General features: G+C 70.7%; 11 protein-coding genes and 1 pseudogene. 1 reads left to right on the top strand and 11 read right to left on the bottom strand.

Translation table 11 applies throughout. From position 1 onward, the window contains the following. Positions 1-65 precede the first annotated feature (65 nt). From DY218_RS26240 to fabG, 10 genes are all read right to left on the bottom strand, one after another. Positions 66-500: an SCP2 sterol-binding domain-containing protein gene (locus DY218_RS26240; protein ID WP_128558608.1), complete on the bottom strand. Its 435-nt coding sequence runs from the start codon at positions 498-500 to the stop codon at positions 66-68. A gap of 16 nt (positions 501-516) precedes the next feature. After that, a complete protein-coding gene (locus DY218_RS26245) occupies positions 517-840 on the bottom strand; it encodes an antibiotic biosynthesis monooxygenase family protein (RefSeq protein ID WP_128558609.1) in 324 nt (107 codons plus the stop codon). Next, positions 837-1,307: an SRPBCC family protein gene (locus DY218_RS26250; protein WP_128558610.1), complete on the bottom strand. Its 471-nt coding sequence runs from the start codon at positions 1,305-1,307 to the stop codon at positions 837-839. Before DY218_RS26250 ends, DY218_RS26245 begins: the two co-directional genes overlap by 4 nt. Before the next feature lies 1 nt (position 1,308). Further along, positions 1,309-1,563, bottom strand: coding sequence for an acyl carrier protein (locus DY218_RS26255; protein ID WP_128558611.1), 255 nt, complete (start codon positions 1,561-1,563; stop codon positions 1,309-1,311). An 89-nt stretch (positions 1,564-1,652) separates the two neighbouring features. Then, the gene (locus DY218_RS26260; protein ID WP_128558612.1) at positions 1,653-2,864 is read right to left on the bottom strand and encodes a ketosynthase chain-length factor; all 1,212 of its coding nucleotides are present in this window, start codon (positions 2,862-2,864) and stop codon (positions 1,653-1,655) included. Then, positions 2,861-4,126, bottom strand: a complete 1,266-nt coding sequence (locus DY218_RS26265) for a beta-ketoacyl-[acyl-carrier-protein] synthase family protein (protein WP_128558613.1) — start codon at positions 4,124-4,126, stop codon at positions 2,861-2,863. The genes DY218_RS26260 and DY218_RS26265 overlap by 4 nt, the downstream gene beginning before the upstream one ends. After that, the gene (locus tag DY218_RS26270; RefSeq protein ID WP_128558614.1) at positions 4,123-4,548 is read right to left on the bottom strand and encodes a cupin domain-containing protein; all 426 of its coding nucleotides are present in this window, start codon (positions 4,546-4,548) and stop codon (positions 4,123-4,125) included. The genes DY218_RS26265 and DY218_RS26270 overlap by 4 nt, the downstream gene beginning before the upstream one ends. A 106-nt stretch (positions 4,549-4,654) precedes the next feature. Further along, on the bottom strand, positions 4,655-4,975 hold the full coding sequence (locus tag DY218_RS26275) for a TcmI family type II polyketide cyclase (protein WP_128558615.1): 321 nt from the start codon (positions 4,973-4,975) through the stop codon (positions 4,655-4,657). Positions 4,976-5,129: 154 nt separating this feature from the next. Further along, positions 5,130-6,614: a peptide MFS transporter gene (locus DY218_RS26280; protein ID WP_128558616.1), complete on the bottom strand. Its 1,485-nt coding sequence runs from the start codon at positions 6,612-6,614 to the stop codon at positions 5,130-5,132. A 10-nt stretch (positions 6,615-6,624) separates the two neighbouring features. Continuing rightward, entirely contained in the window at positions 6,625-7,365 is a 741-nt protein-coding gene (fabG, locus tag DY218_RS26285; RefSeq protein WP_128558617.1) for a 3-oxoacyl-ACP reductase FabG, read from the bottom strand. A 112-nt stretch (positions 7,366-7,477) separates the two neighbouring features. On the opposite strand from fabG, the gene DY218_RS26290 reads away from it, so the two are divergent. Continuing rightward, positions 7,478-9,805 carry a multicopper oxidase family protein gene (locus tag DY218_RS26290; protein ID WP_128558618.1) on the top strand — a complete coding sequence of 776 codons (2,328 nt, stop codon included), beginning with the start codon at positions 7,478-7,480 and terminating at the stop codon, positions 9,803-9,805. On the opposite strand, the pseudogene DY218_RS35450 reads toward DY218_RS26290, so the two are convergent. Beyond that, positions 9,766-9,973 (bottom strand): annotated as a pseudogene (locus DY218_RS35450) (hypothetical protein); the annotation flags it as partial. The gene DY218_RS26290 and the pseudogene DY218_RS35450 sit on opposite strands and share 40 nt — an antisense overlap.

Consider the following 9,973-nt stretch of genomic DNA (forward strand, 5'->3'; position numbering starts at 1 on the left):
CGCCGCCGTGCCTCCTCGGCACGGCGGCGGCTTCCGCACGTTTCCCGCGACTCCCGCGGTCCGCGTCACGTCTCGGGGTGGTCGAACCACTCGCCCAGCTTGGTGCCCATCAGCGGGCTGCCGCGCAGCTTCAGCTTGCCCGTCAGGAAGGCCTTGGCGCCGGGGAGTTTGCCGACACCCATGGCCAGCATGTCGGGGAGCTTGATCCCGATGGTGATGTCGGGGCTCTCGTGGCGGCCCTTGTCGGTGGTGCAGGTGCCGTCCTCGACCTGCACATAGTGCAGCTTCTGGCCCTCGCCGGAGGCGATGTCGAACTGGAAGACACCCCGCTCGCCCTTGGCCTTGTCCGGGTTGAACTCCGACACCAGCAAGTCGAAGATCAGTGTCAGTGCGGCGTCCACCCCGCCCTCGCGGCTCGCCACCGCGGCCTCGAGTTCCTTGGGCGGTGTCGTGTCGACGAGTTCGATCAGTTCGGTCACCTGGTCCTGCTGCCTGCTCATGGCTTCCTCCCGGTTCTCAGGTCCCGGCCGTGGCGGCCGGTGACAGTGCGTGGACGACCTCGAGCAGCCGCATCTCTCCGCCGGCCCGGATCGCCCAGAGCTTGCGGAGATACGCCTGTTGCTCGGGGCTCTGCTCGAAGGCCCGGAAGGACGGCTCGTCCGTCCAGTCCGTGAGCACGGTGTAGCTGCCCTGTTCGTCGCGTTCCCGCAGGAGTTGCTGCCCGTGGTTGTCCGGGAAGCCGCGGACGGTCTCGGCGTGGCTCTGCCACAGCTCCTCGAACTCCGCCTCGTGGCCGTCGGCGATACTGATCCGCAGCAGCACGCGCAGCCCGGCCGTCATGGTCGGGCCGCCCGCTGCTCGGCGGCCGCCTGCTCCACCAGGCCCTTGATCCGGGCCATCTCCCGGCGGGTGTTGGTGTTGAGCCGCTCGGTCATCTCCTTGTCCCCGAACGGCAGTCCCGACTTGACCTCGAACTCCTGCTGCCAGCGCATCTCCACGCCTCCGTCGGTCTGGACGTAGGTCCACAGCAGGTTCATGAAGACGAACGGGCCGGTCTCGATGCGCCGCGCGCGTACGGTCCGGGTGGCCGGATCGGGGGTGCGCTCGGAGACCCAGTCCCAGACGGCACCGTTCTCGTCGGGATGCAGGGTCAGCCGGAACGTGAGGGTCGCGCCCTTGCGGTCGAGGATCTCCGCCTTGGCGTACTCGGAGAACAACTCGGGCCAGGACTCGACATCGTTGGTCATGTCCCAGACCAGATCCATGGGTGCGTCGACGACGACCGCGTTGTCGGTGGAGGCGGCCATGTCAGACCGCCGCCAGGTTGGCGTTGACGTAGTCGATGACCGCTTTCGGCGAGTCCATCTCCTCGATCGCCTCGTCGGGTATCTGCAGGCTGTACTCGCGCTGCAGCTGGCTCGCGATCTCGAGGACGGCGAGCGAGTCGTAGCCGATGTCGGTGAAGGGGGTGGCCAGGTCGGCCTCGGTGATCTCCTTTCCGTCGAGCTCGCCGATGCAACGGCTCATGATCGCCTTGAGATCGTCGAAGCTGATGCTGCTCATCTGTTCCTCCTGGGGACGTGAACGGGGACGTGAACGAGGACGTGAACGAGGAGAGAGCCGGGGACGGGGACGCGAACGGTCGCTGGTACTCAGACCGAGCGCACCACCACGGCGGCGTTGAATCCGCCGTAGCCCCGCGCCAGTACCAGCGCGGTCCGCAGCCGGGCCTTGCGCGGGCTGTGGGTGACCAGATCGAGGCGGTACCCGGGATCGGGGCGGGCGTTGACCGACGGCGGGATCACCTGGTCGCGCAGGGCGAGCAGCGCCGCGGCCACATCGAGGGGCGCACCACCCGCGTAGAGCCGGCCCGTCATCGTCTTGGGTACGGAGACCGGGACACCCTCGGCGCCGAACAGCGCCGTGAGGGCCTCGGCCTCCGCGCGATCCAGCTCGGGCACGCCGTGGCCGTCGGCGAAGACCACATCGACGGCGTCCGGGAGTGTCCCCGCGTCCGCGAGGGCCAGTTCGGCCGCACGCCGCAGGCCCGGCGGGCGCCCGGACCCCGGCCGCGGGTCGAAGGTGGCGGCATAGCCCGCGATCTCGCCGTAGATCCGCTCGGCGCCGCGGGCGCGCGCCTCGTCGAGGTCTTCCACGACGAGGATCGCCCCGCCTTCGCCCGGCACATAGCCGCCGGCCTCGGGATCGAAGGGGATGAACGCGCGGTCCGGGCGCGCCCGAGTGCTGAGCCGCCCGGTCGCGAGCTGGCAGACCAGGCCGTACGGGGACAGCGAGGCGTCGGTGCCGCCCGAGACCACGAGCCGGGTGCCCTTGGCAAGGACCCGGCGGGCCTGCGCCAACACGTCCAGGCCGCCGGCCTGTTCGGAGCAGAGCACGCCGCAGGGGCCGCGCATGCCGTGCCGGATGGAGAGCTGTCCGGTGGTGGCCGCGTAGAACCAGGCGATGGACATGTAGGCGCCCACGGCCTGCGGCCCGTCGGCGTAGAGCTTCTGCAGCTCGCGCTGGCCGAACTCCACGCCTCCGGAGGAGTTGGCGGTGATGACCGCCATCTCCAGGTCGCTGAAGTCCTCCGGCCGTACGACGGCGTCGGCCAGTGCCTCGTTGGTGGCGCCGAACGCGTACTGGGTCATGGCGTCGGTCTCGCTGACCAGTCGCTGCGGCGCGTGGTCGGCCGGGTCGAAGCCGAAGGCCTCGCCCGCGATCTGCACGGGATAGCGGGACGGGTCGAACCGGCCGATGCGGCCGAGTCCCGACTTGCCGTCCAGCGTCGCCTGCCACCACGCCTCGCGGTCCAGGCCGTTGGGTGCCACGACGCCCACACCGGTGACGACGGACGTGGTCATCGGATCCTCCTCGGTGAGGTGAGCACCACTGCGCTCTGGAATCCGCCGAATCCGCTGCCCACGCTGAGGACCACGTCGAGATCCGCCTCGCGCGCCGTGCCCGGCACGTAGTCGAGGTCGCACTCGGGGTCGCGCTCCTCGTAGTTGGCGGTCGGCGGTACGGTCCCGCGGTCGATGGACAGCGCGCTGGCGGCTATCTCGATGGAGCCGATCGAGCCGAGCGAGTGCCCGACCATGGACTTGATGGAGCTGACCGGGATCCGGTACGCGTGCTCGCCGAGGCTGCGCTTGTACGCGGCGGTCTCGTGCCTGTCGTTCTGCCGGGTGCCGGAGCCGTGCGCGTTGGCGTAGTCGATCTCGTCCGGGTTGATCCGGGCCTCGTCGAGCGCGGCGGTGATCGCCTCGCCCATCTCCCGGCCGTCCGGGCGCAGTCCGGTCATGTGGTAGCCGTTGGCGCGGGCCGAGTAGCCGGCCACCTCGCAGTAGATACGGGCGCCACGGCGCCGGGCATGCTCGAGCTCCTCGATCACGAACACCGCGGAACCCTCGCCGAGTACCAGGCCGTTGCGCCTCAGGTCGAACGGACGACAGGCGTGCTCGGGGTCGTCGTTGCTGGTGGAGGAGGCGCGCAGGGTGTCGAAGCAGGAGACGGTGATCGGGTAGATCGGGGCGTCCGTGGCCCCGGCCATCATGACCTCGGCCGATCCCTCGCGGATCAGGTCGACGGCGTATCCGACCGCGTCGATGCCCGCGCAGCAGCCGGAGCTGACGACCGTGGTCGGGCCTTCGGCACCCGTCGCCCACGCCACCTCGGTCGCGAGGGAGCTGGACATCACGTACGAGTAGAGGTGCGGCACCATGTAGCCCTGATCGACCAGCCACTGGCGGCCGTTGTCGCTGACCTTGCGGTACTCCTGCTCCATGGAGATGGCGTTGCCGACGCCGTTGCCCACACTGACCCCGATGCGGTGCGGTTCCTCCGTGCCGAGGTCGATGCCGCTGTCGGCGACGGCCTCGCGCGCCGCGACGATCGCGAACTGGCCGGCCCGGTCGGTGCGGGCGATCTCCTGGTAGGTCAGACCGTTCTGCTCGGGATCGAAGTCGCATTCGGCCCCGATACGGCTGCGGAACGGCGCCGGGTCGAAGAGGGTGATGCGCCGCGTCGCCGTACGGCCCTTGACGACCATCTCCCAGAAGTTCTCCCGGCCTGGCTGCCCCGGAGCGACGACGCCGATGCCGGTGATCACCGCGCGTGCGGTCATCGCGCCTCCCCCACTTCGGGCAGGGTGCCCTCGCCCGGCAGCGGCTCGCAGTCCACGTGCCCCAGTTCGGGACGCGGGGCGAGAGGACCCAGGAAGAAGGCGACGGAGGCCTGCTCGGGAAAGGGGTTCTCGATGCGGTGGCGCACACCGATCGGGACCATGAAGGACTCGCCGGGCTCGAGTACCAGCTCCTGCCCTTCGATCCGCAACAGGATCCGGCCACGGACGGCGTGGAAGAACTCTTCGGAATAGGGGTGGTAGTGCTCGGAGACGAACTCTCCGGGCTCGAGCGTGCCCACTCCCATGAACCCTGAGGTGGCTCCGCAGGTCTTGGGACTGAGCAGGACACGCAGATCGCCGCCGCGTTTGCGGTTCGGCTCCACGTCGTCGATGGCGACCTTGGTCAGGTCGGAGGTCTGCATGGGCGCTCCACGGATGGGGAGGGAAGTTCCGGGGACGGGATGCGGCGGACGGGCCGGCTGGGTGGTCCGGATGCCTTCGGGTGTCGGCGGCCGGTGCCGATGACGGTCAGGGCGTCCAGCTGTAGAAGGACTCGGCCATGGAGTCCTTGGGCTCGCGCCACGATGCGTCGTACGGCGTCATGAACTCCTGCAGCCGGGTGTTGATGTCCTGGTAGAGCGGATTGCTGCGGGCCTTGTACAGATCGCTGTTGATGGGCGCCTCGGCCTCGACGAGGTGGAAGTACAGGCCGTGGAAGCGGAACAGGGTGCGCCGCTGGACCCCGATCAGATGCGGCAGTTCGGTCGCGTCGGACTCGGCGAAGAGCGCCGCCACCTTGTCCGCGTCGTCGTGCTCCATCCGCGCGACGATGAGGGTGCGATGCGCCATGGGGACTCCGTAAGTTGTTGGGCCCTGAGCGGGCGGGACGGACGGACGTGCCGCCGTGAGCGGACGGCGGACGTGCCGGAAGGAGGCGTGGATCCTGTGTCCGAAAACGATGCTGCCCTCGGATACTTGAGAGTCCGTCCAGGGCAACTCGACGTCAGATTCGTGGACTTCTGCGGCGAAGTACGAGAGAGGTAAAGGCTGCTGTCACGGCGAACCCCAACAGATAGGTCCACAGCGGAACGACTCCGAGCAGATGCGCCAACTGGCCGCCCACACCGGCCCCCAGGGCCGCGCCGAGGTAGAAGAGCCCCATCATCCGGCTGCCGTGCCCCTCGGGCGTCGACTCCGCCGTGGTGCTCAGGCCGACGGGTCCGAAGACGAGCTCGCCGCACGTCATGAGCAGGAAGGCGCCGAGCAGCCACAGCGCGGACACCATGGTGTCGCCGTCGGCGGCGAACCATGCGCCGGTGGCGAGGACGGCGAAGGCACCACCGGAACACAGCAGCCCGGAGGAGAACTTCCGTACCACGCCCGTGCGCGCCCCGATCCGCAGCCACAGCCAGGCGAAGAACGGGGCGAGCAGAAGCAGGAAGAGCGGATGCGCGGACTGGAACCAGCTCGCCGGGACGGTGAACCCGGCCACCGAGCGGTCCGTGTGCTCGCGGGCGAACATGCTGAACACGGAGCCCAGTTGGCCGTACATGGCCCAGAACAGCACCGACGGCACGAAGATGCTCCGGTAGCCGCGGATCCGACTCCGCTCGGACTCGTCGAGGTCCCCGCCGCGCAGCAGCCGCCGGAAGTACCAGACCGGCGCCACCAGAGAGATCAGTCCGCACAGGGCGAGCACCGGCCGCAGCGGCAGTCCGCCCGCGACGGCCACTCCCGTCCCCGCGAGTACCGCGACTCCGAGGGCGGCCCAGGCGCGGCGGACCAGCCGGCGCAGGTCCGGAGCCGGCAGCGGCCGGCTGGGGCCGGTCGCCGCGCCGCGCAGTGCGGGAGCGCCGTGCAGATACTGCAGGACCCCGAAGCCCATGCCGATCGCCGCGGCCCCGAATCCCAGATGCCAGTTCACCCGCTCCCCGAGTACGCCGGTCACCAACGGGCCGACCAGTGCACTGACTTGGATGCTCATGTAGAACAGCGAGAAGGCCGCCTGGCGGCGGCTGCTGCTCGCGCCCGGGTTCATCTGGTCGAACATCACGGGCAGATTGGGCTTGAGCAGTCCGGTGCCGCAGGCCACCAGGACCAGACCGAGATAGAACGTGCCGTGGGCGGGCACGGCCATGCACAGATGCCCGCCCATGATGATCAGTGCTCCGCAGAGCATGGCCCGATGGGTTCCGAGCACCCGGTCGCCGAGCCAGCCTCCGGGCATGGCGGCCAGGAACGAGGCGGAGACGTAGAGACCGAACAGGGCGCCCGCGGTGCCGTCGGACAGTCCGAGGCCGCCGTCGGACACCGGCGCCGTGGCGTACAGGAACAGCAGGGCCTGCATGCCGTAGAAGCTGAAGCGCTCCCACATGTCGGTCATGAACAGGGTGGAGAACCAGCGCTCGCGGAACATCGCCCGGAGCGGTCGGCCCGGATCGTCCTGGACGGCGGTGGGCCGTGCGGCCGCCGTGCTGCCGGAGGTCATGGCTGTCTCCTCACAGCGCGATCCCGCCGTCGACCTGCACCACCTGGCCGGTGATGTAGTCGGCGGCGTCGGAGACGAGGAAGGAGACGAGCTCGGCGACCGACTCGGCGCTGCCGAACCGCCCCATGGCGATCCTGCCGAGCGCGGCCTCCCGGGCCTTCGCCGTCATCCCGTCGAGCATCTCGGTCTCGATGAAGCCGGGCGCGACGGCGTTGACCCGTACGCCGTAGGGAGCGACCTCCTTGGCCAGGGCGCGGGTGAGGCCGTTCAACCCTCCTTTCGCCGCTGCGTAGTTGGTCTGGCCCGCGTTCCCGTACACCCCGATCACCGAGGAGACGTTCACCAGCGCGCCGGTGCGGCGGGTGATCAGGCCGCGCACCACCGCACGGCTGACGTTGAACGTGCCGTCCAGGCTGGTGCCGACCACCGCCCGCCAGTCGTCGGCCGCCATCAGCGCCAGCGGCCTGTCCCGGAGCACTCCGGCCGAATTGACCACTGCATACGCCGGGCCGAGCTTCTCCTCCGTCTCGTCGACGAAGGTGCGCACCGCCTCGGTGTCGGTCACGTCGCAGACCACGTGGTGTGCCCGCGCACCGGCCTCGCCGATCAGACGAGCGGTCTCCAGGGACTCCTCGCCCGCGGACCGCGAGCAGAAGCCGACGTCGTACCCCGCCCGCGCAAGCCGTACCGCGACCGCACGGCCGATGCCCCGCGATCCGCCCGTCACCAGCGCACTGCGCCTTTGCTGCATCTCGAGTTCCTCCCCTGCGCACGGCAGAGCCGGGGCGGGTCGCTCCGGCCGTGCGTGAGCATCCTGCAGCGGCCTCGAGGGAGGCTCGAAGGGCCCGGGCCACGCTGTGCCCATGGTGGAGACTCTCTTCGAACAGAACATTCTCTGGGCGGTGTCGGCCGCCGTGATCTGGGGGTTCGCGGCCCGTGGGGCGCGGCGGCTCGCCACCCGCCCCACTGCGGCGGCGATCCGGCGCAGAGCCCTGCTCGGCCTGATCCTGCTGGGGTGCGCCCTGCTCGCACTGGCCTTACGGGTCGGCGTGGCCGTCGGTCTCAGCGGTGTGGCCGGCTGGCTGGCGGGCGCGGACTACGTGCTGTTCGGAGCGCTGCCTCCGGCGCTCACGGGCATCGTGGTCGTGGCGCTCTCCGTGCCCGCGTACGTGCGGGTGCTGCGCGCGGCACGGACGGCGACGGCGGACCCACCGCTGAGCACTCGGCCGGACCATGACGGCGGTGCGCGGCCCGTCCCGCGCGAGCTGCGCGTCCTGGCGTCCCGGACCCGCCTGGTGGTTCCCGTGCAGTCCGGATGGGTCGCCGCCCTGCTCGGCGCCGCCTGCACGCTGCATCCGCCCACACCTCCGTACCTGGGCATGTTCTTCCTGGAACTCGCCCTGCTCGGCGCCGTGTCGGGGGCTCTGCTGCTGCTCCAGCAGAGCCGCCGGGCTGCCCGTGAGGCCCGCGACTGGCTGCCCCCGTCCCGTTCGCGACGTCTGGTGCGCGCCACCGCACTGGTGACCGGCCTGGCCGTGCTCACCGTCGGCGGGTGCTCGCTGGCTGCGGAGCAGAGCAGACTGCCGGGCCGGATGGGGGAGTCGGGCCACACACATGCGTACGACACCGGAGGCGGAGCGTCCGCCGGGAACGCGCCTGCGCGGTCCGTCGACGAGCTGACCGGCGGACTCAAGGGCACACCGGACCGCCGCTTCACCCTCACCGCCACGGAACGCACCAGGCGTCTGGCGTCCGGCGAGAAGGTGGCGGCCCTGGCCTTCAACGGGCAGCTGCCGGGACCCGAACTGCGGATGCGCCGCGGGGAGTCGGTGGAGGTGACCCTGATCAACCGTGATGTGAAGGACGGGGTCACGCTGCACTGGCACGGGCTCGACGTGCCCAATGCCGAGGACGGCGTGGCCGGGGTGACCCAGGATGCGGTCCGCCCCGGCGGGCGGCATGTGTACCGCTTCCGTCCGGACCGCGCGGGCACCTTCTGGTACCACTCGCACCAGCAGTCGAGCAGCACCGTGGCACGGGGCCTGTTCGGCGCGCTGGTGGTCGAGGACCCGCAGGACTCGGCGGAGCCGCAGAACTCGGCGAAGCCGGCAAAGGCCAGGAAGCCGGCAAAGGCCGGGAAGCCGGAGAAGCAAGAGGGGAGCGCACTGGACCGCACCGTCGTCGCGCACGCCTGGTCCGTCGGGGGCGAGCGGCCGTCCACGGACGGCCCACCCCGCGGCGGCGGAGGCGCCCTGAGCGGTGTCAACGGTGCGGGCGGCACCCTGCGCACCGCCTTCGGTGACGACACGGGGCTGCAGAAGCAGCAGGTGAAGGCTGGGACCCCGGTGCGGCTTCGCCTGGTGAACGCCGACAACTGCCCGCGCACGTACTCCGTCGCCGGAACGGCCTTCGAGGTCGCGGCGATCGACGGCAACGACGTGCAGGAGCCGACCGAACTCCGCGACCGGCGGGTGCGGATCGCGGGCGGCGGCCGGTACGACATCACCTTCCGCCAGCCCGCCGGGCCGGTCCGGCTGACCGTCGTCGGCGACGCCAACGCCACTGCTGCCGGGCAGGGTTTCGAAGGCTGCGCAGAGGGTGATGCGACCGACTCGGGCCGCGCGACGAAGGCCTCGCTCCTGCTGGCGCCGGACCCGGACACCGCCGCCCGTCCGCCCGCCGTGACCGGGCCGGTGTTCGAGCCGCTCGACTACGGCTCGCCGGGCGGCAGCGCACCCTTCGGCGCATCCCCCCGCTTCGACCGTGACTTCCACCTGGTGCTCGGCAACAGCTTCGGCTTCTTCGACGGCCGCCCCATGGCGCTGTGGACCATCAACAACGCGGTCTACCCGGACATCCCGGCCCTCCTCGTCAAGCAGGGCGACCTGGTGCGCACGACATTCGTCAACCGGAGTCTGGACAACCATCCGATGCATCTGCACGGCCATCGCATGCTCGTCCTGTCCAAGAACGGCAAGAAGGCGACAGGCAGTCCGTGGTGGACCGACACCCTCGACGTGGCCACCGGCGACCGCTACGAGGTGGCCTTCCGTGCCGACAACCCGGGCCTGTGGATGGACCATTGCCACAATCTCGACCACGCCCGCGACGGCATGGTGCTGCATCTCGCGTACGACGGTGTGTCCAGCCCCTACGAGGCGGGCAGGTCCACCGGCAACATTCCGGAGTGATCCGGCCCCGCGGCCGTACGGTGCTCCGACCGGGCGGGCCGATCCGCCGGCCCGGTCGCGGCGTCCTCCCGAGCGGGCAACGCCCCCTCGTCGAGCAGACGTTCGCGCAGCGTGCGCACACTCAGCCGGTCGGCCGCCGCGCCCGCAGGCCGCGGCGGCAGCGCGGCG

Origin of the sequence: Streptomyces triticagri, from assembly GCF_003429565.1 — a bacterium.
GTDB classification, from domain to species: domain Bacteria; phylum Actinomycetota; class Actinomycetes; order Streptomycetales; family Streptomycetaceae; genus Streptomyces; species Streptomyces triticagri.

What these genes read in the sequence shown, in the direction of transcription:
- DY218_RS26265 (WP_128558613.1), bottom strand. Translation starts at nt 4,126, where the DNA reads ATGACCGCACGCGCGGTGATCACCGGCATCGGCGTCGTCGCTCCGGGG.
- DY218_RS26270 (WP_128558614.1), bottom strand. Translation starts at nt 4,548, where the DNA reads ATGCAGACCTCCGACCTGACCAAGGTCGCCATCGACGACGTGGAGCCG.
- DY218_RS26245 (WP_128558609.1), bottom strand. Translation starts at nt 840, where the DNA reads ATGACGGCCGGGCTGCGCGTGCTGCTGCGGATCAGTATCGCCGACGGC.
- DY218_RS26260 (WP_128558612.1), bottom strand. Translation starts at nt 2,864, where the DNA reads ATGACCACGTCCGTCGTCACCGGTGTGGGCGTCGTGGCACCCAACGGC.
- DY218_RS26255 (WP_128558611.1), bottom strand. Translation starts at nt 1,563, where the DNA reads ATGAGCAGCATCAGCTTCGACGATCTCAAGGCGATCATGAGCCGTTGC.
- DY218_RS26275 (WP_128558615.1), bottom strand. Translation starts at nt 4,975, where the DNA reads ATGGCGCATCGCACCCTCATCGTCGCGCGGATGGAGCACGACGACGCG.
- fabG (WP_128558617.1), bottom strand. Translation starts at nt 7,365, where the DNA reads ATGCAGCAAAGGCGCAGTGCGCTGGTGACGGGCGGATCGCGGGGCATC.
- DY218_RS26280 (WP_128558616.1), bottom strand. Translation starts at nt 6,614, where the DNA reads ATGACCTCCGGCAGCACGGCGGCCGCACGGCCCACCGCCGTCCAGGAC.
- DY218_RS26240 (WP_128558608.1), bottom strand. Translation starts at nt 500, where the DNA reads ATGAGCAGGCAGCAGGACCAGGTGACCGAACTGATCGAACTCGTCGAC.
- DY218_RS26290 (WP_128558618.1), top strand. Translation starts at nt 7,478, where the DNA reads ATGGTGGAGACTCTCTTCGAACAGAACATTCTCTGGGCGGTGTCGGCC.
- DY218_RS26250 (WP_128558610.1), bottom strand. Translation starts at nt 1,307, where the DNA reads ATGGCCGCCTCCACCGACAACGCGGTCGTCGTCGACGCACCCATGGAT.